Source organism: Ralstonia sp. Ralssp110 (assembly GCF_047325135.1).
In the GTDB taxonomy this organism is placed as follows: Bacteria; Pseudomonadota; Gammaproteobacteria; order Burkholderiales; family Burkholderiaceae; genus Ralstonia; species Ralstonia mojiangensis.
This window is the reverse complement of the sequence record NZ_CP168610.1, coordinates 3,409,152-3,434,375: the sequence shown is the minus strand read 5'-3', so window position 1 is coordinate 3,434,375 and position 25,224 is coordinate 3,409,152. Positions and strand designations below refer to the sequence as shown.

The following is a 25,224-nucleotide window of genomic DNA, read 5'->3' as shown; positions in this document are numbered from 1 at the left end:
AATCCCGCGCATGAACAGCCGGCCCCCGCGCGACGATCTCGCCACTCCGCAATCCCATTCGCCTGAAGAGGCCGCCCGCGCACGCCTGCGTGGCCTGGGTAGCCGCGTGACCGAGCCCCGCGTGCGCGTGCTTGCCGTGCTGATGCAGGGCGCCGATCCGCTCTCGCACCAAGCCGTGTGCGACGCACTGCCCGACGATTCCGGCATCGACCGTGTGACGGTCTACCGCGTGCTCGACTGGCTCGTGGCAGGCGGCATCGTCCACAAGACGGCGGGGGCGGATCGTGTCTTCCGCTTCAGCCTTGCCGAGCACGACGCCGCGCGCGAAGCGGCGCACCGCTCGCACAGCCATTTCCACTGCACGCAATGTGGGCGCGACTTCTGCCTGGAGGGCGCCGAGCCGCCGGCCATGCCGAAGGCCGGCCTGCCCGCCGGCTTCGCGGCCGACCATGCTGAACTCACCATCAAGGGCGCTTGCGCGGATTGCGCGCATCTGGCGGCCCATCACAAGACAGGAAACGCACCATGTCCAAAATGATCCCGGTCACCATCCTGACGGGCTTTCTCGGCAGCGGTAAGACCACGCTGCTCAAGCGCATCCTGACCGAACAGCACGGCATGAAGATCGCCGTGATCGAAAACGAGTTCGGCGAAGAGAACATCGACAACGACATCCTCGTGCAGGACGGCAACGAGCAGATCGTGCAGATGAGCAACGGCTGCATCTGCTGCACCATCCGCGGCGATCTGGTGAAGGGGTTGTCCGACCTGCTCACGCGCCGTGACAACGGCCAGATCCAATTTGATCGCGTGGTCATCGAAACCACCGGCGTTGCGAACCCCGGCCCCGTTGCCCAGACGTTCTTCATGGACGACGAGATCGCCAGCCGCTACCTGCTGGATGCCGTCATCACGCTGGTCGATGCCAAGCATGGCAACATGCAGCTCGACAAGCAGGAAGAAGCGCAGCGCCAAGTGGGCTTTGCCGATGCCATCTTCATCACCAAGAGCGATCTGGTGTCCGCCGACGATGTGGACGCACTGCGCCACCGCCTGCTGCATATGAACCCGCGCGCCCCGATCCGCACCGCCAATTTTGGTGAGGCGCCGATCGACACGATTTTCGACCTGCGCGGCTTCAATCTGAACGCCAAGCTGGAGATCGATCCCGACTTCCTGCGCGAAGACGATCATGACCATCACCACGAGCATGATCACGACCACGCTTGCTCGGCCGACTGCGACCACGATCACGATCATGGCCATCAACATGGCCACGGTCACCACCATCACCACGGCCATGCGCACCACACGGACCGCATCGCCTCGTTCGTCTTCCGCAGCGAACGGCCGTTCAATTACACCAAGCTGGAGGAATTTCTCTCCGGCGTGCTGAATATCTACGGCGAGAAGCTGCTGCGCTACAAAGGCGTGCTGTATATGGAAGGCGTCGACCGCAAGGTCGTGTTTCAGGGCGTGCACCAGCTCATGGGCAGCGACGTGGGGGGCAAATGGGACGGCGAGACCCCTTCTAACCGCATGGTGTTCATCGGTGTGGACCTGCCGCGCGAAACGATTCTGAAAGGATTGGAGAACTGCCTGGCCTGATTCCGGCGCTTTTTCCCTCCTTTTGGGTGGCCCCGCCGCGCGGTTTCAGGCAGAATCCGGGCCGGATTTTGTGTCCGTGTTTCTCCGATAGTTCGGTTAATATCGTTCAGCTACAATAGGTCGATTTAGAAGCACGTCGTCCGAAGCACGTCCGATAGGAGAGCAGGCGATGGTGACTAAGACCAAGGAAGGACGCGGCGCCAACGGCGGTGCCGGGCGGTCCGAAACGGAGTCGGCAGCAGCCCAGGCTGCGCCAGCCACCCGAAAAAAAGCGGCAGGGGGCGCCGCTGCGGGAGAGGCAAAAGGAGGCGCGCGGGGCGGCAAGTCCGCCGCAAGCCAGAATGAGTCCGGCGCATCCCCGCGCAAGGACGACGCGACAGCCGAGACGGCGCGCGACTTACCAGGATCATCTGCAGCAACCATGAGCAGCAAGAAACTACTCACCGAAGCCGAAATCCTGAAGATGAGCGACAAGGATTACATGAACGAGGCGCAGCTCGCCTTTTTCAAGGACCGGCTTGTAAAAATGCGCGATGAAATTCTCGCGAACGCCAACCAGACCACCGAGCACCTGCGCGAGACTGTGATCGTGCCGGACCCGGCTGACCGTGCCACCATCGAGGAAGAGCACGCGCTGGAGCTGCGTACGCGGGATCGCGAGCGCAAGCTGCTCAAGAAGGTCGAACAGTCGATTGCGCGCATCGATGCCAACGACTACGGCTATTGCGACGAAACCGGCGAGCCGATTGGCATTCCGCGCTTGCTTGCGCGCCCGACGGCCACGCTGACGCTGGAGGCGCAAGAGCGCCGCGAAAAGCGCCAGAAGTTGATGGGTGACTGACGCAAGCGTCGCATTTGTCTGACGCATTCATTTGATTTGGCAGCCCGGTAACTCACCGGGCTGTTTGCTTTGTTTGGCCACAAACTGAGGCCACTGATCATGTCCCGTCCGCTTCCCGTTACCGTGCTGTCCGGCTTTCTGGGCGCCGGCAAGACCACGCTGCTCAACCACGTGCTCGCCAACCGCGAGGGCAAGCGCGTGGCCGTGATCGTCAACGACCTGTCGGACGTCAACATCGACGCGCAGCTCGTGGGCGATGGTACGGCCACCAGTGCGCAGCTTTCGCGCACCGACGAACGCATGGTGGAGCTGTCCAACGGCTGCATTTGCTGCACGCTGCGCGAAGACCTGCTCGACGAGATCGCGCGCCTAGCCCGTGAAGACCGCTTCGACTATCTGCTGATCGAATCAACCGGTGTGGCCGAGCCGCTGCCGATTGCCGAGACGTTCACGTTCGAAGACGCTGAAGGCGAGGTGCTGTCCGACCTTGCGCGCCTCGACACGATGGTCACCGTGGTCGATGCCCAGCACTTCCTGGTCGATTACGATGCCGCCGATTTTCTGGCCGACCGCGGCCAGGCGCGTGATGAAGACGACGACCGCACCGTCGTCGACTTGCTGATCGAACAGGTCGAGTTTTGCGACGTGATTGTGCTCAACAAGATCGACCTCGTGAGCGATGCCGAGCGCGAGCGCCTGGCCAGCATCCTGCACTCGCTGAACCCGCGCGCGCGCATCGTGCCGGCGTCCTTTGGCAAGGTGCCGCTGGACGAGATCCTCAACACGCATCGGTTCGATTTCGATGCCGCATCGGCGGCACCTGCGTGGCTGGCCGAGCTGCGCGGCGAACATGTGCCCGAAACTGAAGCGCTCGGCATCGGCAGTTTCGTCTATCGCCGCCGCGCGCCGTTTCACCCGCAGCGCCTGTGGGACCTGATGCACACCGAATGGCTGCGCGAACACGGTCGCGTGCTGCGCTCGAAGGGTTATTTCTGGCTGGCCTCACGCATGGACACGGCGGGCAGCTGGGGCCAGGCCGGCGGCGTGATGCGTCACGGCGGTGCCGGCGCGTGGTGGGCAGCGGTGGATGAAGCCGAATGGCCCGACGAGGAAGAAGCCCGCGCAGACATTTCCGAGAAGATGCACGACAACGGTGCGCCCGCGCGCTGGGGCGATCGTCGCCAGGAATTGGTCTTCATCGGTACCGATCTGGATGAAGCCGCGCTCACTGCGCAGCTCGATGCCTGCCTTCTGACCGATGCCGAGATGGCTGCCGGACCCGAAGCATGGGTCGCGCTGGCCGATCCCTTCCCCGCCTGGGCCTACGACGACCACGACGACACGGAGTGGGACGACGACCACGATCACCAACACGGTGACGACTGCGACTGCGGGCACCATCACTGAGCGCGCAGACCCCCTGCTTCATCGACGTTGACACCGGCGTCGTCCGGTCCCGACAATTCCCGAACGTTTTGCTTTCGTCATAAACCACGGGGAGTCGTCATGTCGGTCCTGCGTCTGCTGCGCGCCGCGAACCTGGTCGCTGCGCTGTCTTTTGCCACGACGCTCTCGGCGCTCACGCCGATTGCGGCGCATGCCCAGCCGGCATCCACGTTGGTGATTGGGCTGTCGAGCGACATCACTTCGCTCGATCCGCACTTCCACAACGTCACGCCCAATTCGAACGTGGCCGAGCATATGTTCGAGGCGCTGATCGCCAAGGACGAGAAGATGCGTCTCAAGCCGGGCCTCGCCACGTCATGGAAGGCTCTGAGCGATACGGTATGGGAGATCAAGCTGCGCCCTGGCGTGCATTTCCATGACGGCAGCGAATTCACCTCGGCCGACGTCGTCTATTCGCTGGCGCGCCCGGCCACCATCAAGAACAGCCCATCGCCGTTCACGATCTACACGCGTGGCTTCAAGGACGTGACGGCGGTCGACAAGCTGACCGTGCGCATCACCACGAACGGGCCATACCCGCTGGTGCCGAACGATTTGTCGACCGTCTACATGGTGTCGAAGAAGGCCGTCGAAAAAGCCGGCGCGGACGATTTCAACAACGGCCGCGCCATGATCGGCACCGGGCCGTACAAGTTCGTCTCCTTCAACCGCGGCGATCGCGTGGAACTCACGCGCTTTGACGGCTACTGGGGCAAGAAGCCGCAATGGCAGCACGTGACGCTGCGCATCCTGACGGCCGACGCGCCGCGCGTGGCGGCGCTCCTGGCGGGCGACGTGCAGGTCATCGAGAACGTGCCGAGCTCGGACATCAAGAAGCTGTCGACCAACCCGGCGGTGACGGTGTTCAAGATGCCGGTGTTCCGCATGATGTATCTGCACATGGATTCGAACCGCGACGTGTCGCCGTTCGTCACCGACAAGGCTGGTAAGCCGCTGCCGAAGAACCCGCTCAAGGATGCACGCGTGCGCGAGGCGATCTCGCTGGCGATCTCGCGCCAAGCCATCGTCGATCGCGTAATGGAAGGCGCTGCCGAGCCCACTGGCCAACTCGTCAACAGCGCGCTGTTCGGCCACGTCCCGGGCCTGAAGGCACCCGTGGCAGACCCGGCCGCAGCGAAGAAACTGCTCGCCCAGGCCGGCTACCCCGATGGCTTTGCCATCACGCTGCATGCCACCAACAACCGCTATCCGAACGATGACCGCGTCGCACAGGTGATCGCTTCGATGCTTTCGCGGGTGGGCATTGCCACCAGGGTCGAGACGCTGCCGTCAGCGTCGTTCTTCACGCGGGCGAACAAGCTGGACTTTTCGTTTCTGCAGGCTGGCTGGGGCGCGGATACCGGCGAAGCCAGTTCGAGCCTGAAGGCGCTACTGGCCACCTATGATCCGGGGCGTGGTTGGGGCGCGTCCAATCGCGGACGCTATTCAAATCCAGCGCTTGACGCCAAGCTGGCCGAAGCCCTGCAGACCTTGGACGACAGCAAGCGCGAGAGGCTGCTGCAGGAAGCCACGGAAATCGGCATGCGCGATTACGGCGTGATTCCGCTCTACTTCAATATCAACGTGTGGGCGGCCCGCAAGGGCTACACGGTGATACCGCGTCTGGATGAGCGCACCTACGCGTTCGATGTGACGCAGTGAGGCGTAAAGCAACGCCAAAAAGCGATTTTCGGCGCACAAAAAGTGTGCGCTGTGACGGAAATCAGGCTTGAAATCCTCGGGGCTGGCGTCAAGTATGAAGTTCTTTGGCCGGCCCGCTGGGGGCCGCGCCAAGCCGGACCCCTAGGAACAAGCGCATGGAACAGTATCACGGCACCACCATCGTCAGCGTGCGGCGCGGCAACCAAGTCGCGCTCGGCGGCGACGGCCAGGTCACGCTGGGCAATATCGTGATGAAAGGCTCGGCTCGCAAAGTGCGCGCCATCTACGATGGCAAGGTGCTGGTTGGCTTTGCAGGCGCCACTGCTGACGCCTTCTCCCTGCTGGATCGTTTTGAGGCCAAGTTGCAGAAGCATCAGGGCAACCTGCTGCGCTCCGCTGTCGACCTGGCCAAGGACTGGCGCACCGATCGCGCCCTGCGCCACCTTGAGGCGATGCTGATCGTCGCCGACCGCGAAACCACGCTTGTCATCACCGGCAACGGCGATGTGCTCGACCCGGAAGGCGGTATCGCTGCCATCGGCTCGGGCGGCTCGTATGCACAATCGGCCGCCAAGGCGCTCATGGAGAACACCGACCTCGCTCCGCGCGATGTGGTGGAAAAATCGCTGCGCATCGCTGGCGAACTCTGCATTTATACCAACACCAATTTCGTGATCGAGACGCTCGAATAATCGAACGCCTTCATCGACAGGATTCCCATGTCTGAAACCATGACGCCGTCAGAAATCGTCTCCGAACTCGACAAGCACATCATCGGCCAGCACAAGGCCAAGAAGGCTGTGGCCGTGGCGCTGCGCAACCGTTGGCGCCGCCAGCAGGTGGGAGACCCGCTGCGCCAGGAAATCACGCCCAAGAACATCCTGATGATCGGCCCGACCGGCGTGGGCAAGACCGAGATCGCCCGGCGCCTGGCCAAGCTGGCCGACGCACCGTTCATCAAGATCGAGGCGACCAAGTTCACCGAGGTGGGCTACGTCGGCCGCGATGTCGACACCATCGTGCGCGATCTGGCCGAGATGGCCGTCAAGCAGACGCGCGAATCCGAGATGAAGAAGGTGCGCGCCAAGGCCGAAGATGCGGCCGAAGATCGCATTCTCGACGTCCTGATCCCTCCGCCGCGCGACATCGGCTTTGCGCAGCCGGAAGAGAAGGATTCGACCGCGCGCCAGACCTTCCGCAAGAAGCTGCGCGAAGGCCAGCTCGACGACAAGGAAATCGAACTGGAAGTGTCGGCCGGCACGCCGAGCATGGACATCATGGGCCCGCCCGGCATGGAAGACATGACCGAGCAGATCCGCTCGATGTTCGCGGGCCTGGGTCAGGGTAAGAAGAACCGTCGCAAGATGAAGGTGAAGGAAGCCTTCAAGCTGTTGATCGACGAAGAGGCCGCGAAGCTCGTGAACGAAGATGAGCTGAAGCAGAAAGCGGTGGCTAACGTTGAGCAAAACGGCATCGTGTTCCTGGACGAGATCGACAAGATCGCCAGCCGCAGCGAATACGGCGGCGGCGAGGTGTCGCGCCAGGGCGTGCAGCGCGACTTGCTGCCGTTGGTGGAAGGTACGACCGTCAACACCAAGTACGGGATGATCAAGACCGATCACATCCTGTTTATTGCGTCAGGCGCGTTCCATCTGTCCAAGCCGAGCGACCTGATTCCTGAATTGCAAGGCCGCTTCCCGATTCGCGTGGAGCTGGATTCGCTGTCGGTGGAGGATTTCCGCGCGATTCTCACGCAGACCGACGCGAGCCTCACCAAGCAATATCAGGCACTCCTGAAGACGGAGGGTGTCGATCTTGTGTTTGCCGAAGACGGTATCCGCCGCTTGGCCGAGATCGCATGCTCGGTCAACGAAAAGGTCGAGAACATCGGCGCACGCCGTTTGTACACGGTGATGGAGCGGCTGCTTGAAGATCTGTCGTTCCACGCACACAAATCGTCCGGCGAGACCGTGACCATCGACGCTGCGTACGTCGACGAGCGCTTGAACGAGCTGTCTGGTAACGAAGATCTGTCGCGCTACGTGCTGTAAGCGTGTAAGCAACGCATTCCATATGTCCTGCGGGCCGCATCGGAGACGATGCGGCCCGTTTTGTTTGGGCACCTGCCAAGCCAAGCCTGGCAAGGATTTGCTCAGAATCGTGCGTGGTCAGGTCCGTTATCTGCTGAAGAAGGTGGTGCCGCACAGACAATGCGCGCCGCGCACCTGGCGTGCGCGATTCCAACCACGACAAGGAGAGAAGCGTATGAAACCGATCCAACGCCTGGCCCTGTGTTGCGTGCTTGCCTGCGCCCCGTTGGGCATCGCCCACGCCCAGCTCACGCCCGCGCCAACCGGCCCCGCCGGTGCCTCAGCACCGAACGATGCCAAGCGCGCCGCTTACGACAGTGCCGTCAAGCAAGCCGATGCCAATTACAAAGCCGCCAAGGACAAGTGCGATGCGATGAAGGGCAATGACCACGACGTCTGCCGTGCGCAGGCCAAGGGCGATTACAACGTTGCCAAGGCCAATGCGATGGTGGAGCGCGATGGCACTGAGGCCGCCCGCAACCGCGCCGCCAAGGAGAAAGCCGAGGCCGACTACGACGTCGCCAAGACGAAGTGCGATGCCATGAAGGGCAACGAGAAGGACACCTGCGTGAAAGACGCCAAGGCCGCCTACACGCGTGCCAAGGGTGGCGAAGAGGTGAGCCACGCCAAGGCCACGGGCAATGCCAAGGATGTCAGCGAAGCGCGCCGCGACGCCGTCAAGGACACCAACGACGCCAATTACAAGGCCGCGAAGGAGCGCTGCGACGCCATGTCCGGCGATGCCAAGACGAAGTGCCAGAACGACGTCGCCGCCAAGTTCAAGAAGTAAGCCGTACGGAAGTGCCTACACGGGCGGCCTGCGGGTCGCCCCTGCTTTGTCTCAATCTCACAATCGCAACGGAGGACGTATGAACTGGGACCAGATCGAAGGTAAATGGGATCAGGCCAAGGGCAAGGTCAAGGAGAAGTGGGGCCAGCTCACCGACGATGACCTGACCGTGATCCGCGGCAAGCGCGACCAGCTCGCCGGCAAGATCCAGGAACGCTACGGCTACACGAAGGAACGCGCCGAAGACGAGCTCAAGGCGTGGGAGCGCGATACCCGTTGGTGATGCGGCGCTGATGTGGCGTCACGCGGCCGGCGTCTATTTGGCGACCGGCCGCTTGCCCAGCTTGCGCTGCAGCGTGCGCCGGTGCATGTTGAGCGCCCGTGCGGTGGCGGAGATGTTGCCGCCGTGCTCGGCCAGCACGCGCTGGATGTGCTCCCACTCCAGTCGTGCGACCGACAGGGGCGCGGGGTTTTCCATCGTCTGCTCCGCCACGGCTTCAGACACGCCAACCTGCAGCGCCAGCAGAATCGAATCGACGTTGGCCGGCTTGGCCAAGTATTCGTCAGCTCCCAGCTTGACCGCCTGCACAGCGGTGGCAATGCTCGCGTAGCCCGTGAGAATCAGCATGCGCGCGTCGGGCAGCGCCTGGCGCAATGGGGCTATCCAGTGCAGGCCCGAATCCGTGCCGCCATGGGGCATCAGGCCCTTGTCGCTCGCGGCCAAGTGCAGATCGACAGTCACATACGAAAAGCGTGTCTGGCGTGCGAGGGCCAACGCTTCCCCCCCCGTGTGCGCGATCTGCGGAGCAAAGCCGCGACGCGTGAGTGCGCGCGCCAGCGTCTGCGCAAAGACGTCGTCGTCATCGAGGATCAGAAAGGGGGCGGGCTGCTGCATGGTGTTCTCCGGGGCCGTACGTGCGCGGGGCTGCGTCAGGCCGTCTCGTTATGTGAAGAGGGTGGGCGCGCCAATGATGGGGGCGGCCGCGTGTTCCATCGGACCGCCAATCGGCAGTCGGAGTTCGGCAATGGCGCCTTGCGGCGGGTTCGGACGGAGCACCACGGTACCACCCAGGCGGCGCGCAGTGGTGGAGGCAAGATACAGCCCGATGCCGTGACCCCCGTGCCGGCTTGGCACCGGTGTGCGGCCCAGCGAGGTTCGCAGGTCTTCCGGCAAACCCAACCCCGTATCGACGATGGACAGCACGATCTGCGGCGGCATATCGCGGAGGATGTCCGGGTTGGCGTCGATCTTGGCCGTCAGCAGCAGCGGCACCAGATCGCGCCCGGCGTGCTGCTGGCTGCGAGCTGCGTTGTCCAGCAGGATGGTAAGGATCTGGCCGACGCTCACTGCATCCAATTCGACCGCCTGTGCCGCCGGCGACGTCTCCGTGTGCAGGCGAATGTCCGGATGCCGCAGCTGCCACGTCTGCGTGAAATCGGGCAACCATTGGCCGAGTGGCTCGGGCGCGCCGTCGTTGGGTTTGCGTTGCAGACGCGCGAGAGCGGCGCGGCACAGTTCAAGTTGCTGCTCGATGGCGCGCAGGTCTTCGCGGTACGGGCCGAGCGGGGAATCGGGCTGCTTTGCGTCGTGCTGCAGCTCGCCGGCGATGACGGCCACGGTAGACAGCGGCGTACCCATCTCGTGCGCCACGCTCGCGCCTTGCGACATCAGGGCTTCGATGCGTTGCTCGCGCAGCAGTCGCTCGCGCGCTTCGGTCAATTGCGCTTCGCTCTCGCGCAAAGCGGCAGACAGCCGCGCCGTAAAGCCGGCGATCATCGCGCTGCTGGCCACGAAATCGATCCACATGCCGGCCAGGTGATACGCCACCGCATCGGCCTGGTTCGCCAGCTTCAGCGGGATGTAGTTGCCGAGCATCATGCTGTAGGCGGCCAGCGCATACAGCGTCAGGCCGACCACGTGTGCGATCGGCAGCATGGCCGCCGCAATCGCCAGCGCCGGCAGATAGAACGAGACGAACGGGTTGGTCGCGCCACCCGTGAAATACAGCAGGGCGGACAGCGCGGTCAGGTCCACCAGCAATTGAACGGTGATCTCGATATGCTGCACGGGCCGGTTGCGCCGCACCCGCCATCCGGTGAGCAGGTTAAACAGCGCATGCAGGCCCATCACGCTCAGCAGCGGCACCACCGGCAGTTGCACGCCAAATACCAGCGGCGCGAGCAGCATCAGGACCAGTTGGGTGGCCAGCAGGCTCCATCGCAGCCAGAAGAGGCGGCGTAGACTGGAAGCGTCCAGCAGTGGCGCGGCAAGAGACAGGGTGGAAAGCATGGTGGACAAGTGTAAACGTGCGCACCGCGCGGTTCTCCGTGCGGCGATGCGTCAATCAGCCGCACAATTGTGCACCCAACCTATCTCCCCACAGACGCTGTGCTTTAATGCGCAGCACGTTTGTCCCCGACAGGAGCCCTTGATGATGACGTCCCGATCGATCCGTTCTTCCGCTTGCCTGGCTGTGCTCACTGCTGGCCTGCTCGCAAGCGCCGCCGCTTTCGCACAGGTCACGGTGCAGGATGCCTGGGTGCGCGGCACGGTGCCGGGCCAGACATCCAGCGGCGCGTTCATGACGCTGCAATCGGCCGACGGTGCCAAGGTGGTGGGCGTGTCGACGCCCGTGGCCGGTACGGCCGAGATCCACGAGATGAAGATGGAGGGCGACGTGATGCGCATGCGCGCGATGCCCTCGCTGGATCTGCCCAAGGGCCAGACGGTGCAGCTCAAGCCGGGTGGCTACCACGTGATGTTGATGAACCTGAAACAACCGCTGGTGAAGGACACCACCGTGCCGCTCACGCTCAAGGTGGAGCTGGCCGACAAGCGCGTCGTCGAGCAGAAGGTCGAGGCCCGCGTGCGCGACCTGACCGCCGGCAACATGCCCGCCATGAACCACGGCGGCGAACACAAACATTGATGGCTTGCGGCGAGTGTCGCTTCAAGCCACGTAAGGAAGCATTCCCATGGCTAACAAGACACTGGGCACTCGCCAGAAACTGACGTTCCGCATCGAACCCTCAACGAAGGCCGGCACTGCGCGCCCGCGCAACTTTCTCGTGCCGCTCGCCCGCGGCCGCAAGGCCGGCGCCCACACTGAAGGCGGCCACGCTGAACGCCAGTGCGGCCGGGCCGACGTCCGCCGCGCACTGCGCACGCTGGACGACGACAGCAAAGACAAAGACTGATCAACTCGCTTCAGGCGCTGCCTTTGCCTGCGTAATCGCTTCGCGCAGGCAACGCTGGCAGCGGCAGCCCTGTCCCGGGCGCCGCGCGCTGGCGGGCAGCGTTTCTTCGGTCATGCACCAGCATGCCGCGTCGGGCTGCTTGCCGTCGCCGATGGCGCCGCAGCGCAAGTCCGCGCCGCACATCGCACATACGGTGTTGGCAGCCGGCGCAGTCACGCGGGGTTGCTCCCGTCGTCGTCTTGCCCGAGCTTGTGCATCGCTTGGCGCAAAAATCCCATCTGATGCGAGAACCGCGTACACGCATCGCAGGCAAACAGATGCACGCGCAGGCGTAGCCGCTCGCCTGTGGACAAGTCGCGGTCCATCTTCGACACCAGCATGCGGTGGGCTTCTTTGCAGGTGGGCAGTCCCCAGCGGTTCGGCATGGTCGTTCTCTGTGATGCGGCTTAGGTGCGCTTACGGGCGATTCAGGCAGCGGCAGGCTGATTGCCGAACCAGTGCAGGTCAAGGCACTCGCGCAGGCGCATGCGGGCGCGATAAAGCAGTGCCCAGGCATTGGTCGCGGTGATCTGCAATTCCTGACAGATTTCGTCGGTTTCCAGCTCCAGCCACTCGCGCATCATGAAGACGCGGCCCACCCGCGGCGGCAGTCGATCAACGCACATTTGCAGCACGTCGAAGAACTCGCGCCGTGACAGCGCGGCATCGGGGTCGCCCCAGTCGGACGGCGGGCGGGTGTAGTGGCCATCGGCGGCGAAGAGGCTGTCGAAGACCGCTTCGTCGGAACGCATGCCGGCCTCGTCGGATTCACCGCCCGCAAGCAGCGAGACGCGCACTTCGCGCCGCCCCGAGCGGATCGCGTCGATGATCTTGTGCTTGAGTATGCCGATCACGTACGTCTTGAGGGAGGCGTTGCCGGCAAAACGCTCCGGGTGTTCGAGCACCGCCAGGATGGTGTCGGCCACCGTGTCTTCAGCCAGGGCCGAGTCACGCAATTGCAGTTGGGCAAAGCGCAGCAGGTGAGGGCGCAGCGCGTCGAGTTGGTCGGGTGCGATGGCCATGTTTCCCCAGGGTGTTCTTTCGTGGCAACGGTATGGCAGGCACGCAAGGTGCGCCACCAGACCGTAGCGCCTTTTCTTGTAAAATCGCGCCTGCCGAAAATGGGCTGCTTCGTTTTTGTAGCACGCGACATTCGGCGCTCCATCATACCCGCCCAACCGGATGTCACCGTCATGACCGCTTCTGCTGCCCCCGACCCTGCTGGCCTCGCCCCCGAACTCGCGCACGTTGCGCCGGCGTTGAAGGCTGAAATTCTCGCGCAGGCCCTGCCTTACATTCGCAAGTTCCACGGCAAGACCATCGTCATCAAGTACGGCGGCAACGCCATGACGGAGGAAAAGCTCAAGCACGGCTTCGCGCGCGACGTGATCCTGCTCAAGCTGGTCGGCATGAACCCGGTGGTGGTGCACGGCGGCGGTCCGCAAATCGACGAAGCGTTGAAGAAGGTCGGCAAGCAAGGCACCTTCATCCAGGGCATGCGCGTGACCGACGAAGAGACCATGGAAGTGGTCGAGTGGGTGCTCGGCGGTGAAGTCCAGCAGGACATCGTCATGCTGATCAACCAATACGGCGGCCAGGCCGTCGGTCTGACCGGCAAGGACGGCGGCCTGATCCGCGCCAAGAAACTGAAGATGCCGGACCGCGAGCGCCCGGGCGAGTTTATCGACATCGGTTTCGTGGGCGATATCGAGACGATCAACCCGGCCGTGGTCAAGGCGCTGCAGGACGACGCGTTCATTCCGGTCATTTCGCCCATCGGCTTCTCTGACGAAGGCCAGGCTTACAACATCAACGCGGACGTCGTGGCTGGCAAGATGGCCGAGATTCTGAAGGCTGAGAAACTGGTCATGATGACCAACATTCCGGGCGTGATGGACAAACAGGGCAACCTGCTGACCGACCTGTCGGCACGCGAGATCGACGAGCTGTTTGCCGACGGCACGATCTCGGGCGGCATGCTGCCGAAGATTTCGTCGGCGCTGGATGCTGCCAAGAGCGGTGTGAACTCGGTGCACATCGTCGATGGCCGTATCGAGCACTCGCTGCTGCTGGAAATCCTGACCGAACAGGCGTTCGGCACGATGATCCGCTCGCACTGATGCGAACCACTCGGGCGGTGCGGGTGCGCCATGCTGCGCGCGCCTTCCCGCGCGAGGTGCCGGCGGGCTCCCCACCCGCCCGGCAGCCGGTCTGGCTGTTCGACCTCGACAACACACTTCACCACGCATCGCACGCGATCTTTCCGCAGATCAACCGGCTGATGACCGCGTACGTGGCGCGCGTGCTCGGCACGGACGACGCCACCGCCAGCCAGGTGCGCGTGGATTATTGGCGCCGCTATGGCGCCACGATTCTGGGCATGGTCCGCCATCACGGCGTCGACCCCGCTGATTTCCTTGCCGAGGCCCACCGCTTTGAAGACCTTCGCGCCATGGTGCGCGCGGAGCGCGGCCTCGCCCAACTGCTGCGTGCCCTGCCGGGGCGCAAGATCCTGCTGACCAACGCCCCGGTTGCCTACGCGCGCGAGGTGCTGCGGCTCATTGGCCTGAAACGCGCGTTCCTACGCGAAATTGCCGTCGAACACATGTGGGTGCACCGGCGCTTGCGCCCGAAGCCCGACCCGCTGATGCTGCGCCGGTTGCTGGCGCGCGAACGCATTGCGCCATCGCGCGCCATCCTCGTCGAAGACACGCTTTCTCACCTCAAACGCTATCGGCGCCTCGGGATCGGCACGGTATGGGTAACGGGCTATCTGCGGCGCGTGCCGCCCGGCGTGCTGCCAACCTCCGCTGCCGACGCATTGCATCCAATGCAAGCGTCAGCGATGGGCGCGCGTGCAAATTCACCACATCAACCGGCTGCCACACCGATTTTGTTCGCCAACCGGCCCGGCTATGTGAGCGTGAAAGTAAAATCGGTGCTTCAACTAAAACGAAGGCTTGTTCGACGCGGCTAGGCAGTGGTAACTCCGCGCTCGGAACGGGAGAGGGGCCAGGAAGTCATGAGCAACGCGCAAACGGAGTTTCCGACCGCCGAGCCGGTCGCGGACGTCGCCATAGAAGCACCGCCGGTACGCAAACGCCCCCGCCCGGGCGAGCGCCGCGTGCAGATTCTGCAGACGCTTGCCGGCATGCTCGAGCATCCGCGTGGTGAAAAGATCACAACCGCGGGCTTGGCTGCACGGCTGGATGTCTCCGAAGCGGCGCTGTATCGCCACTTCGCCAGCAAGGCGCAGATGTTTGAAGGGCTGATCGAATTCATCGAGCAGACCGTCTTTGGCCTCATCAACCAGATCACCTTGCGTGAGGAACACGGCCTGCGCCAGGCGCATGCCATCGCGCACATGCTGCTGTCGTTTGCCGACAAGAATCCGGGCATGACACGCGTGTTGGTGGGCGACGCGCTGGTCGGCGAAGACGAGCGCCTGCCCGAGCGCATGGCGCAGTGCCTGGATCGCATTGAGGCGTCGCTCAAGCAGAGTCTGCGCATGGCGGTCACGCAGGGTGCCTGGCCGGCGGATGCCGACATCGCTTCGCGTGCCAACTTGGTCGTATGTGCGGTGCTGGGACGCTGGCATCGGTACGCCAAGAGCGGCTTCCGGAAGTCTCCGGTGGAAGGTGCGGATGCGCAGTTGCGGGTGCTGTTGGCCTGATCGTGCTTCGTCCCAAGTAAAAGCCCCGCGATGCGGGGCTTTTTTGTTGCGTGCAGCGTTGGTCAGCCAATGGTGCGTACCGCTTCCGCCAGCGTATGAAATCGCGCCGCAATCTGCTCCGTTTCCACGTGGCCATAGCCAAGCAGCAGCCCCGGCAGGCGGCGCGCATCGTCCTGGTAATAACGTGAGAGAGGCCGGGTGACGACGTCATTGGCGAGTGCCAGATTAGCAACAGCCACATCGTTGGTGCCAGCCGGCAAGCCCAGCACGAGATGCAGGCCCGACGCGCCGTCATGCACGGGCAGTGCGTCGCCAAACTCGTGGGCGATGGACGCCAGCAACGTCTCGCGCCGTTCCGCATACACCCCACGCATGCGCCGGATGTGAGAGACGAAATGCCCCTCTGCAATGAAATCTGCCAGCACGGCCTGCGTGAGAATCTGGCCGCCGCGGAACATCTCCGACAGCCCCGTCGTAAACGCATCGGCCAGCGCGGGCGGCACGACCAGATAACCGATCCGCAAACTGGGGAACAGCACTTTCGAGAACGTGCCCATGTAGAGCACGCGCCCGCCTTCATCCAGCCCTTGCAGTGAGGGCAGCGGGCGGCTGCCGTAGCGGAATTCGCTGTCGTAGTCGTCTTCGACGATCCATGCATCGGTTGCGTGGGCCGTGGCCAGCAGCGCCCGGCGCCGCGCGAGGCTCATCACCGAACCGAGCGGGTATTGGTGCGATGGCGAGACCACCATGAGCTTCGGCGGCTTGCTGCGCTGACGCCCGCGTGTGGGGATGTCGAAGCGCATGCCTTCGTCGTCCACCGGCAGGGGCACGGTGCGCACGCCCGCAGCGGTGAGTACGCTGCGCACGCCCCAGTAGCCGGGGTCTTCGATCCATGCGCTGTCGCCGGCGTCGCACAGCAGCTGGGCAATGAGCTGGAGCGACGGGTGAATGCCTGCAGTGATGATGATTTGCTCGGGCTCGCACCGCACGCCACGCGCGGTGCGCAGGTAATCGGCCAGCGCGGTGCGCAGCGGCAGGTAGCCGGCGCCAACGGGATACGTCAGCAGCGCGGGTGAAGGCTTGCGCAGCAGCCGGTTGTGCAAGCGCGACCAGATGCGCGCCGGAAACATCCGCACTTCGGGCACGCCCGGCATGAAGGCGCCCCATTGGCGCGAGCTGGCGCCCGCATCGCGCACCAGCGCACGGCCGCGCATGGAGAGCATCGGCGCGGACGGCGTGGCCGCTTCAGTGATCGGCGCGGGCGCCACTGCGGCAACCGCTGCAGCCGGTGCGGGGGCGGCGTCCAGCCGGTCTGGCGCGGTATCGGCGACGAAGGTGCCGCTGCCCACGCCCGCCGACACATAGCCTTCCACGCCGAGTTGCTCATAGACGTGGATGACCGTGTTGCGCGCAATGCCCAGCTCGGTAGCCAACTGTCGCGATGACGGCAGGCGAGTGCCCGGCTGCAGCTCGTCGCGCAGGATGCCTTCCTGCAACACGCGGTACAGGCGACGGTGGTCGGGCTCGCCGCCCGGCTCTGCACGGTCGAAGCGGCGTTGCAGGTAGTCGACCAGCATGCTGGCGCGGTGGGTGGGTGAGTGGTCGGCCATGGTGCGCGATGGAACCAAAGTGGTTCTAAAAGAAAAACCTGATTGGGTCTTATTGTACAGAGCCAATGGGAACACACTGGCTCGCATCGCCTCTTTCTTGACCCAACGCACACGACCGCCATGAACGCCCGAGACCCGCAACAGAACGCCCAATGGAATGCCCGCCGTCTGGCCGCCACGCCGCGCGGCGTTGGTGTGATGACCGACCGCTACGCCGAGCGCGCCGAGAACGCCCTGTTCTGGGACGTCGAAGGCCGCCGCTACATCGACTTCGCAGCCGGCATTGCCGTGGTCAACACGGGCCATCGCCACCCGCGTCTGGTGCAGGCCGTGCGCGAGCAGCTGGATCACTTCACGCACACTGCTTTCCAGATCGTGCCGTACGGTTCGTACGTCGAGCTGGCCGAGCGTCTGAACGCGATCACGCCAGGCTCGCACGCCAAGAAGACCGCTTTCTTCACCACCGGCGCCGAGGCTGTGGAAAACGCCATCAAGATCGCACGGGCGCACACGGGCCGCCCGGGGGTGATCGCACTCACGGGCGCGTTCCACGGCCGTACGTTCATGGGCATGTCGCTGACGGGCAAGGTGGTGCCGTACAAGACGGGCTTCGGGCCGTTCCCGGGCAGCATCTATCACGTGCCGGCGCCTGTCGCACTGCATGGCGTGAGCACGCAGGATGCGCTTGACGCCATCCAGCGCCTGTTCAAGGCTGATATCGATCCGCGCCAAGTGGCAGCCATCATCTTCGAGCCGGTGCAGGGCGAGGGCGGCTTCTACCAGATGCCCGCCGATTTCGTACGCGCCGTGCGTGCGCTCTGTGACGAACACGGCATCGTGATGATCGCCGACGAAGTGCAAACCGGCTTTGCCCGCACCGGCAAGCTGTTTGCCATGGAGCACACCGGCGTGCTGCCGGACATCACGACGATGGCCAAGGGCCTGGCCGGCGGCCTGCCGCTGTCGGCCGTCACGGGCCGTGCAGAGATCATGGACGCGCCGGCTCCGGGCGGGCTCGGTGGCACCTATGCGGGCAACCCGCTGGCGGTGGCATCCGCACATGCGGTGCTCGACATCATCGCCGACGAGAAACTCTGCGAGCGTTCCGCCGCGCTGGGCGCACGGCTGGTTGACGCACTGAACGCTGCCAAGGCCAAACAGCCGCGCATCGCCGAAGTGCGTGGCGTGGGCGCGATGGTTGCTGTCGAATTCAATACGCCGGACGGCAAGCCGGACGCCGATTTCACCAAGCTCGTGCAGCAGCGCGCGCTCGAAGCCGGCCTGCTCCTCCTGTCGTGCGGCGTGTACGGCAACGTGATCCGCTTCCTGTTCCCGCTCACGATTGAAGACGCGGTGTTTGAAGAGGGCCTTGCCATCCTGCAACGCGCACTGGAGGGCTGACACCATGACCCGCACCGATTTGCCTAGCGCGCCGGTTACCCCGCCGATCGCACTGAAAGACCCTGGCCTGTGGCGCACGCAGGCGTTTCTCGCCGGCACCTGGGCCGATGCCGATGACGGCGCCACACACGACGTGACCGATCCGGCCACCGGCCGCAAGATCGGCACCGTGCCCGGCATGGGCACCGCCGAAACGCGCCGCGCCATCGATGCCGCGCAGGTTGCGCAACGCGCCTGGCGCAAGGTGAGCGCACGCGATCGCGCCAAGGTCCTGCGCAAGCTGGCCGATTTGATGATGGAGCACCAGCAGGATCTCGCCGCCATCCTCACAGCCGAGCAAGGCAAGCCGCTGCCGGAAGCCGCCGGCGAAATTGCCTACGCCGCGTCGTTCATCGAATGGTTTGCGGAAGAAGCACGCCGCATTTATGGCGACACGATTCCTTCGCCGCAGGGCGATCGCCGCATCGTCGTGCAGAAGGAGCCGATCGGCGTGAGCGCGGCCATCACGCCATGGAATTTCCCCATCGCGATGATGACGCGCAAGGTCGGCCCGGCGCTGGCGGCCGGTTGCTCGATGGTCGTGAAGCCTGCGCTGGAAACGCCCTACTCTGCGCTCGCATTTGCCGAGCTGGCCGTGCGCGCTGGCGTGCCGGCGGGCCTGCTGTCCATCGTCACGGGCGATTCGCAGGCGATTGGCGGCGAGCTGACGTCCAACCCGATTGTGCGCAAGCTCAGCTTCACGGGCTCCACGGCGGTCGGTCGCTTGCTGATGCGCCAGTGCGCCGACGACATCAAGAAGCTGTCGCTCGAACTGGGCGGCAACGCGCCGTTCATCGTGTTCGACGATGCCGACGTCGATGCGGCCGTGGAAGGCGCGATGATCGCCAAGTACCGCAACGCAGGCCAGACCTGCGTGTGCGCGAACCGCTTCTACGTGCAACGCGGCATCTACGACACGTTTGCTGCCAAGCTGGCTGACGCGGTGCGTGCGCTGCGCGTGGGCAACGGCACGGAGCCCGGCGTGCAGCAGGGCCCGCTGATCCACATGCGCGCGATGGACAAGGTGCAACAGCATCTGGACGACGCCGTACGCCAAGGCGCCCGCGTCCTGGTGGGCGGCAAGCCGCATGCGTTGTCCGCACAGGGCGGTGCGTTTTTCGAGCCCACCGTCGTCGTCGATGCGAAGCCTGGCATGCTGCTCGCGCATGAAGAAACGTTCGGCCCGCTGGCTGCGCTCATTCCCTTCGACACGGAAGAGGAAGCTGTGGCCGCCGCCAACGACACCGAGTTCGGCCTCGCTGCGTATTTCTACACACGCGATCTGGGCCGCGCCTGGCGTGTTTCGGATGCGCTGGAGTCCGGCATGGTTGGCGTCAATACGGGGCTGATCTCGACGGCGGAGGCGCCGTTTGGCGGCGTCAAGCAATCGGGGCTCGGCCGCGAAGGCTCGAAATACGGCATCGACGAATACCTGGAGATCAAGTACATCAACATGGCCGGCCTTTGACCAACGTATGACGGAGGATCGGACGCATCACGATGCGGTGATGCGTCCGCCGCAGCTTGCTCTATAATCACCCTCCTCTGGCGCGCCGATTTGACGACTGGCTTGCGGGCGCGCGGGAGTTCAGATATCCACGGATGTGGCCCTGGGCTCTCATTACAAATGCGGCTAAAGAGGTTCGGTCAGAGCGGGGGCGGTAAAAGCAAGCGCCCCACGTGCGCCACATGAGAACCCGATTGGTTGCGTGAACAGCGTTGCCGGTCGGGTTTTTTCTTTGGTGCCATGACAGACATCCAGGCTGACCCCGCGGTCACCGCAGCCGATGCGGCGCAGGCCGATACCTCCTCTCCGAAGGCACATCAGGGCAAACCGGCCAACGCCATCGGCCTGGTCGTGCCCGAGCGCATGCACTTTGCCGAGCCGCTGCAACTGCGCAACGGCTCGCAGATCAGCGGCTACGACCTGATGGTCGAAACCTACGGCACGCTCAATGCCGACCGTTCCAACGCTGTGCTCATCTGCCACGCGCTCAACGCTTCGCACCACGTGGCCGGCGTGCACGCCGAGGGCGAAGTCGGCTGGTGGGACAACATGGTCGGCCCCGGTAAGCCGGTCGACACCAACCGCTTCTTCGTCATCGGGGTGAACAACCTGGGTTCGTGTTTCGGCTCGACCGGCCCCATGAGCCCGCATCCGGAAACTGGCCTGCCTTATGGCGCACGCTTTCCCGTGGTGACGGTGGAAGACTGGGTGAACGCCCAGGCGCGCGTGGCCGATCGTTTCGGTATCCAGCAGTTTGCGGCGGTGATGGGCGGCAGTCTCGGCGGCATGCAGGCGCTGGCCTGGAGCCTGATGTATCCGGACCGGCTGCGGCATTGCGTGGTGGTGGCGTCCACGCCCAAGCTGTCGGCGCAGAACATCGCTTTCAACGAGGTGGCGCGCAGCGCGATTCTGTCTGACCCCGATTTTCACGGCGGCGATTACTACGCGCACAACGTCAAGCCCAAGCGCGGGCTGCGCGTGGCCCGGATGATCGGCCACATCACGTATCTGTCGGATGAAGACATGGCCGCGAAATTCGGCCGCGAACTGAAGGCGCAAGACATCCGTTTCTCGTTCGACGTCGAGTTCCAGGTCGAGAGCTATCTGCGCTACCAGGGCGACAAGTTTGCCGAGTACTTCGATGCGAACACGTATCTGCTCATCACGCGCGCGCTCGATTACTTCGACCCCGCGCTGGCTTACGGTGGCAATCTGACCAAGGCCGTCGCGCATACCAAGGCGAGCTACCTCGTCGTCAGCTTCATGACCGACTGGCGATTCGCCCCTTCGCGTAGCCGCGAGCTGGTCAAGGCGCTGCTCGACAACAAGCATCCCGTCACCTACGGCGAGATCGACGCGCCGCACGGTCACGACGCTTTCCTTCTCGAAGACGCGCGCTACCACGCGCTGGTCCGCGCCTATTACGAACGCATCGCGCAGGAGATCGGCGCATGACAACGCAAACGCTGAACCCCGCTGCGCCGTCCGCGGTGCCGAACATCCTGACCGACCGCGCGGACTTTCGTGCCATCGCCCGCTGGATCGAGCCGCGCTCCACCGTGCTCGACCTTGGCTGCGGCGACGGCAGCCTGTTGCGCGTGCTGCAGGATGAGCTCGACGTGCTGGCCTACGGCATCGAGATCGACGACGCGGGCGTGCTGGCCTCCGCGAAAAAGGGCGTGCACGTGATCCAGCAGAACATGGAAGGCGGCTTGGCGCTGTTCGAAGACAAGAGCTTCGATACGGTCATTCTTTCGCAAACGCTGCAGACCATCCACAACACAGCGCAGGTGCTGCGCGAGATGCTGCGCGTCGGCCGCGAGTGCATCGTGTCGTTCCCGAACTTCGGCTACTGGCCGCATCGGCTGTCGATCTTCCGCGGGCGCATGCCGGTGTCCAAGTCGCTGCCGTACGAGTGGTACAACACGCCCAACGTGCGCGTGCTGACCATCCGCGACTTTGAAGCGCTGGCGCCCAAGGTGGGGCTGGTGATTCTCGATCGCGTTGTGCTGCACGAAGGCAGCGTGGTGCGCTGGGGGGCCAACTGGCGTGGCAGCGTGGCCGTGTACCGGGTGCGCGCGGGCTGATTGCCTCGGCAGCCGCGGGCGCCTCTGGTGTGCTGGTTTGTGCGCACCCGCACGTAGCAAGTTGGCGCGTTACACTGGGCCATCTTCCGGTGAGGAGCGCGCGATGAGCAGACAGATCCGGCGCAGAAGTCCGCGCATGCTGCAGGCGGTGTTGGCGGTGGTGATGAGTACGGCGATGTCGTTGACAGCCGCTGCAACGTCACCTGCCGACACACAGGGCGATGCCGCCGCCCTTACCCAGATCGCCATCGCGCATTACGAGAAGAACGATTTCGGCCACGCCTTCGACGAGTTTGCCGAGGCTGCGCAGCGCGGCAACCGGCTCGCGCAATTTAACTACGCGATGATGCTCATGCGCGGCGAAGGCACCGTCGCCCGCCCAGAAGAGGCGGTCAAGTGGCTGCGCCGTGCCGCCGACAACCAGATGACCCACGCGCAGTTTGCCTATGGCGAATTGTTTGAGCGCGGCGAGCTGGTACCGCGCTCCCTGGAAGAAGCCAACAAGTGGTACGAGCGCGCCGCGGCGGGCGGGCATGTCGAGGCACAGCGTGCGCTGGCCACCAACTACTTCACCGGGCGCGGTTTGCCGCGTGACTACGGGCGTGCGTTCAACTGGTACAAGAAGGCGGCCGAGGGGGGCGATGGGCCTTCGCAGTACATCGTCGGCAGCTATTACGAGCGTGGCGAGCCCGGCGTAGTGCCTCAGGATGTTGAGCTGGCCAAGAAATGGTACGGCCGGGCGGCTGCGCAAGGGGATGTCGGGGCGCTCGGCAAGCTGCGCGAGCTGGTGGAGAAAACCTACCGCGGCAAGCACGGCGACCCGCCCACAACGGCACGCCAGTCCATGTAGCGCTCCCAAGAAAAAACCGCCGGGCATGGCTGCATGCACCGGCGGTTTTGCTTTGGAGCGTGTTCAACCGTTGATCAACAGCAGCGGCCGACGCGCCCCGCGTAGCGCGCGTCCTGGCGTTCGCGGAAGAAGTCTTCGTACGTCATGACGGCCTGGCCCGGATGGGTCTCCTGCATGTGGCGCACGTAAGTGTCGTAGTCCGGCACGCCAACCATCAGGCGCAGCGTCTGGCCCAGGTAGCGGCCGAAGTTTTCGAGTTCTTCGCGCATGCCCGTGCTCATGCGCCCAGCGCTTCGTACGGCGTTTCGTTGGCGGTCGGGCGGCTCGCCGCGCGCGCCTTGAGTACCGTGCGCAGGCCATACCAGGCGATGCTCACCACCACGAGAATGAACAGGCCGCACAGGAATGCGTCGATGCGGTCGTTCAGCACCACCTGCTGCATTTGCGCCATCGACTTGGCCGGGGCGAGCAGCTTGCCCTCGGCAATCGCGCTGGCGTACTTGTTGGCGTGGGCCAGGAAGCCGATCTTCGGGTCCGGATCGAACAGCTTCTGCCAGCCGGCGGTGAGCGTGCAGATCAGCAGCCAGATGGTCGGCAGCAGCGTCACCCACACATAGCGGTCGCGCTTCATCTTGACGAGAACGCAGGTGCCCAGTGTCAGCGCAATCGCGGCGAGCATCTGGTTGGAGATGCCAAACAGCGGCCACAGCGTATTGATGCCACCCAGCGGATCGACCACGCCCTGGTACAGGAAGTAACCCCATAGCGCGACGGTCGCGGCCGTGGCAATGAGGTTGGCGACGAGCGAATCCGTGCGCTTGAGTGCCGGCACAAAGGTGCCGAGCAGATCCTGCAGCATGAAGCGCCCGGCGCGCGTACCTGCATCCACGGCCGTGAGGATGAACAGCGCCTCGAAGAGAATCGCAAAGTGGTACCAGAAGGCCATCATGGCCTGGCCGCCCACCACTTGGTGCAGGATGTGCGCCATGCCCACGGCCAGCGTCGGTGCGCCGCCTGCGCGGGCGAGGATGGTGTTCTCGCCGACGTCCTTGGCGGTCTGGATCAGCACGTCAGGGGTGATGACGAAGCCCCAGGTGGAGAGCGTGTGTGCCACCGTATCCGGCGTCGCGCCCACCAGCGCTGCCGGGCTGTTCATCGCGAAGTACACACCCGGGTCGATGACCGAAGCGGCCACCAGCGCCATGATGGCGACGAACGATTCCATCAGCATCGCGCCGTAGCCGATGAAGCGCGCTTGGCGTTCGTTCTCCAGCAACTTGGGCGTGGTGCCCGACGAGATGAGCGAGTGGAAGCCCGACACCGCGCCGCATGCAATCGTGATGAACAGGAAGGGGAACATGTTGCCCGACCACACCGGACCACCGCCGCCTGCGAACTGCGTGAGCGAGGGCATCTGCATCTGCGGCGCGACGATCAAAATGCCGATGGCCAGTGCCATGATCGTGCCGATCTTCAGGAACGTAGACAGGTAATCGCGCGGGGCCAGCAGCAGCCACACCGGCAGCACCGAGGCGACAAAGCCGTAGCCGATCAGCATCCACGTGAGGGCCTTGCCGTCGAACGTGAACAGCGGCGCGAGGGCAGCATTTTCGTGCACCGCCTGACCGCCGATGATGGCCAGCATCAGCAGCACGAAGCCGATGATGGAGATCTCGCCGATGCGGCCCGGACGGATGTACCGCACGTACACGCCCATGAACAGCGCGATGGGAATCGTCGCGGCGACCGTGAAGGTGCCCCACGGCGAGCCGACCAGCGCCTTCACCACGATCAGCGCCAGCACGGCCAGGATGATGATCATGATGAGGAACGCGCCAAACAGCGCGATCACGCCGGGCACCGTGCCCATCTCACTCTTCACCAGGTCGCCCAGCGAGCGGCCGTCGCGGCGCGTGGAGATGAACAGCACGATGAAATCCTGTACCGCACCGGCAAACACTACGCCCGCCAGAATCCACAGCATGCCCGGCAAATAGCCCATCTGCGCGGCCAGCACGGGGCCGACCAGCGGGCCAGCGCCGGCAATGGCCGCAAAGTGGTGGCCGAACAGCACGTGCTTGTTGGTGGGGACGTAGTCGAGCCCGTCGTTGTAGCGCCAAGCGGGCGTCTTGCGGGTGCCGTCCAGGCCGAGCACCTTGTCGGCAATGAAGCGGCTGTAATAGCGATACGCGATCAGGTAGATGCATACGGCGGCCACCACCACCCAGAGCGCGCTGACTGCCTCGCCGCGCGCAAGCGCAACGGTGGCAAAGGCAGACGCGCCAAGAATGGCGACGACCAGCCAGATCAGGTGTTGCCTGACGAAGCTCATGTCGGTCTCCTCGAACCTTGGTCGAAGTTATTTGCTGAACGCGGGATGTGG

At 64.3% G+C, this 25,224-nt stretch carries 27 protein-coding genes; 19 read left to right on the top strand and 8 right to left on the bottom strand.

The window, feature by feature from the left end:
- The first annotated feature begins 10 nt into the window (after positions 1-10).
- The 9 genes from ACEN9T_RS25040 (at position 11) to ACEN9T_RS25000 (ending at position 8,720) form a co-directional block, all read left to right on the top strand.
- Positions 11-538 carry a Fur family transcriptional regulator gene (locus tag ACEN9T_RS25040; protein WP_092974069.1) on the top strand — a complete coding sequence of 176 codons (528 nt, stop codon included), beginning with the start codon at positions 11-13 and terminating at the stop codon, positions 536-538.
- Positions 526-1,608, top strand: coding sequence for a CobW family GTP-binding protein (locus ACEN9T_RS25035; RefSeq protein WP_092974072.1), 1,083 nt, complete (start codon positions 526-528; stop codon positions 1,606-1,608). The genes ACEN9T_RS25040 and ACEN9T_RS25035 overlap by 13 nt, the downstream gene beginning before the upstream one ends.
- A gap of 421 nt (positions 1,609-2,029) precedes the next feature.
- Positions 2,030-2,449 carry an RNA polymerase-binding protein DksA gene (gene dksA, locus ACEN9T_RS25030; protein WP_024977044.1) on the top strand — a complete coding sequence of 140 codons (420 nt, stop codon included), beginning with the start codon at positions 2,030-2,032 and terminating at the stop codon, positions 2,447-2,449.
- Between the two features lie 99 nt (positions 2,450-2,548).
- Positions 2,549-3,856, top strand: coding sequence for a zinc metallochaperone GTPase ZigA (zigA, locus tag ACEN9T_RS25025; RefSeq protein WP_413707389.1), 1,308 nt, complete (start codon positions 2,549-2,551; stop codon positions 3,854-3,856).
- 99 nt (positions 3,857-3,955) lie between these two features.
- Positions 3,956-5,557, top strand: coding sequence for an ABC transporter substrate-binding protein (locus ACEN9T_RS25020; protein ID WP_413707388.1), 1,602 nt, complete (start codon positions 3,956-3,958; stop codon positions 5,555-5,557).
- A 155-nt stretch (positions 5,558-5,712) separates the two neighbouring features.
- Entirely contained in the window at positions 5,713-6,249 is a 537-nt protein-coding gene (hslV, locus tag ACEN9T_RS25015; RefSeq protein ID WP_413707387.1) for an ATP-dependent protease subunit HslV, read from the top strand.
- A 27-nt stretch (positions 6,250-6,276) separates the two neighbouring features.
- The gene (gene hslU, locus ACEN9T_RS25010) at positions 6,277-7,608 is read left to right on the top strand and encodes an ATP-dependent protease ATPase subunit HslU (protein WP_024977040.1); all 1,332 of its coding nucleotides are present in this window, start codon (positions 6,277-6,279) and stop codon (positions 7,606-7,608) included.
- A gap of 214 nt (positions 7,609-7,822) precedes the next feature.
- Positions 7,823-8,437: a hypothetical protein gene (locus ACEN9T_RS25005; protein WP_092974078.1), complete on the top strand. Its 615-nt coding sequence runs from the start codon at positions 7,823-7,825 to the stop codon at positions 8,435-8,437.
- 79 nt (positions 8,438-8,516) lie between these two features.
- Complete coding sequence (locus ACEN9T_RS25000) at positions 8,517-8,720, top strand: CsbD family protein (protein WP_024977038.1); 204 nt, start codon at positions 8,517-8,519, stop codon at positions 8,718-8,720.
- A gap of 33 nt (positions 8,721-8,753) precedes the next feature.
- Here the strand turns inward: ACEN9T_RS25000 and ACEN9T_RS24995 are convergent, their stop codons facing one another.
- Both ACEN9T_RS24995 and ACEN9T_RS24990 read right to left on the bottom strand, forming a co-directional pair.
- Positions 8,754-9,332: a response regulator transcription factor gene (locus ACEN9T_RS24995; RefSeq protein WP_024977037.1), complete on the bottom strand. Its 579-nt coding sequence runs from the start codon at positions 9,330-9,332 to the stop codon at positions 8,754-8,756.
- A 48-nt stretch (positions 9,333-9,380) separates the two neighbouring features.
- Positions 9,381-10,727: an ATP-binding protein gene (locus ACEN9T_RS24990; RefSeq protein WP_413707386.1), complete on the bottom strand. Its 1,347-nt coding sequence runs from the start codon at positions 10,725-10,727 to the stop codon at positions 9,381-9,383.
- 145 nt (positions 10,728-10,872) lie between these two features.
- On the opposite strand from ACEN9T_RS24990, the gene ACEN9T_RS24985 reads away from it, so the two are divergent.
- Together ACEN9T_RS24985 and ACEN9T_RS24980 are read left to right on the top strand one after the other, a co-directional pair.
- On the top strand, positions 10,873-11,367 hold the full coding sequence (locus tag ACEN9T_RS24985; protein ID WP_092974493.1) for a copper chaperone PCu(A)C: 495 nt from the start codon (positions 10,873-10,875) through the stop codon (positions 11,365-11,367).
- Positions 11,368-11,413: 46 nt separating this feature from the next.
- The gene (locus ACEN9T_RS24980) at positions 11,414-11,635 is read left to right on the top strand and encodes a hypothetical protein (RefSeq protein WP_413707385.1); all 222 of its coding nucleotides are present in this window, start codon (positions 11,414-11,416) and stop codon (positions 11,633-11,635) included.
- On the opposite strand, the gene ACEN9T_RS24975 is transcribed toward ACEN9T_RS24980, so the two are convergent.
- From ACEN9T_RS24975 to ACEN9T_RS24965, 3 genes are read right to left on the bottom strand one after another with little or no spacing between them, the layout of a single operon-like run.
- Positions 11,636-11,851, bottom strand: a complete 216-nt coding sequence (locus tag ACEN9T_RS24975; RefSeq protein ID WP_413707384.1) for a hypothetical protein — start codon at positions 11,849-11,851, stop codon at positions 11,636-11,638.
- On the bottom strand, positions 11,848-12,060 hold the full coding sequence (locus ACEN9T_RS24970; protein WP_027678660.1) for a zf-HC2 domain-containing protein: 213 nt from the start codon (positions 12,058-12,060) through the stop codon (positions 11,848-11,850). The genes ACEN9T_RS24975 and ACEN9T_RS24970 overlap by 4 nt, the downstream gene beginning before the upstream one ends.
- Positions 12,061-12,102: 42 nt before the next feature.
- On the bottom strand, positions 12,103-12,696 hold the full coding sequence (locus ACEN9T_RS24965) for a sigma-70 family RNA polymerase sigma factor (protein ID WP_092974090.1): 594 nt from the start codon (positions 12,694-12,696) through the stop codon (positions 12,103-12,105).
- A 171-nt stretch (positions 12,697-12,867) separates the two neighbouring features.
- Between ACEN9T_RS24965 and argB the strand changes: the two genes are divergently transcribed.
- From argB to slmA, 3 genes are read left to right on the top strand one after another with little or no spacing between them, the layout of a single operon-like run.
- Positions 12,868-13,794 (top strand): acetylglutamate kinase, encoded by a 927-nt coding sequence (gene argB / locus ACEN9T_RS24960; RefSeq protein ID WP_092974093.1) that lies wholly within the window; start codon positions 12,868-12,870, stop codon positions 13,792-13,794.
- Positions 13,794-14,651, top strand: coding sequence for an HAD-IA family hydrolase (locus ACEN9T_RS24955; RefSeq protein ID WP_413707383.1), 858 nt, complete (start codon positions 13,794-13,796; stop codon positions 14,649-14,651). The genes argB and ACEN9T_RS24955 overlap by 1 nt, the downstream gene beginning before the upstream one ends.
- Before the next feature lie 45 nt (positions 14,652-14,696).
- Positions 14,697-15,347, top strand: a complete 651-nt coding sequence (slmA, locus tag ACEN9T_RS24950) for a nucleoid occlusion factor SlmA (RefSeq protein ID WP_045205124.1) — start codon at positions 14,697-14,699, stop codon at positions 15,345-15,347.
- A 62-nt stretch (positions 15,348-15,409) separates the two neighbouring features.
- Here the strand turns inward: slmA and ACEN9T_RS24945 are convergent, their stop codons facing one another.
- Positions 15,410-16,924, bottom strand: a complete 1,515-nt coding sequence (locus tag ACEN9T_RS24945) for a PLP-dependent aminotransferase family protein (protein ID WP_413708509.1) — start codon at positions 16,922-16,924, stop codon at positions 15,410-15,412.
- Between the two features lie 153 nt (positions 16,925-17,077).
- Between ACEN9T_RS24945 and gabT the strand changes: the two genes are divergently transcribed.
- The 5 genes from gabT to ACEN9T_RS24920 all read left to right on the top strand — a co-directional run bounded on the left by gabT (position 17,078) and on the right by ACEN9T_RS24920 (position 22,841).
- Positions 17,078-18,358, top strand: coding sequence for a 4-aminobutyrate--2-oxoglutarate transaminase (gabT, locus tag ACEN9T_RS24940; RefSeq protein WP_092974102.1), 1,281 nt, complete (start codon positions 17,078-17,080; stop codon positions 18,356-18,358).
- A gap of 4 nt (positions 18,359-18,362) precedes the next feature.
- Positions 18,363-19,865: an NAD-dependent succinate-semialdehyde dehydrogenase gene (locus ACEN9T_RS24935; RefSeq protein WP_413707382.1), complete on the top strand. Its 1,503-nt coding sequence runs from the start codon at positions 18,363-18,365 to the stop codon at positions 19,863-19,865.
- Positions 19,866-20,144: 279 nt separating this feature from the next.
- A complete protein-coding gene (metX, locus tag ACEN9T_RS24930) occupies positions 20,145-21,359 on the top strand; it encodes a homoserine O-succinyltransferase MetX (protein ID WP_092974109.1) in 1,215 nt (404 codons plus the stop codon).
- Entirely contained in the window at positions 21,356-21,991 is a 636-nt protein-coding gene (gene metW / locus ACEN9T_RS24925) for a methionine biosynthesis protein MetW (protein WP_092974112.1), read from the top strand. Before metX ends, metW begins: the two co-directional genes overlap by 4 nt.
- A gap of 103 nt (positions 21,992-22,094) precedes the next feature.
- Positions 22,095-22,841 (top strand): tetratricopeptide repeat protein, encoded by a 747-nt coding sequence (locus ACEN9T_RS24920; protein ID WP_413707381.1) that lies wholly within the window; start codon positions 22,095-22,097, stop codon positions 22,839-22,841.
- Between the two features lie 74 nt (positions 22,842-22,915).
- Here ACEN9T_RS24920 and ACEN9T_RS24915 read toward each other — a convergent pair whose 3' ends face one another.
- Both ACEN9T_RS24915 and ACEN9T_RS24910 read right to left on the bottom strand, forming a co-directional pair.
- Entirely contained in the window at positions 22,916-23,110 is a 195-nt protein-coding gene (locus tag ACEN9T_RS24915; protein ID WP_004628224.1) for a YbdD/YjiX family protein, read from the bottom strand.
- Positions 23,111-23,118: 8 nt separating this feature from the next.
- Positions 23,119-25,173: a carbon starvation CstA family protein gene (locus ACEN9T_RS24910; RefSeq protein WP_092974118.1), complete on the bottom strand. Its 2,055-nt coding sequence runs from the start codon at positions 25,171-25,173 to the stop codon at positions 23,119-23,121.
- Between the last annotated feature and the right edge of the window lie 51 nt (positions 25,174-25,224).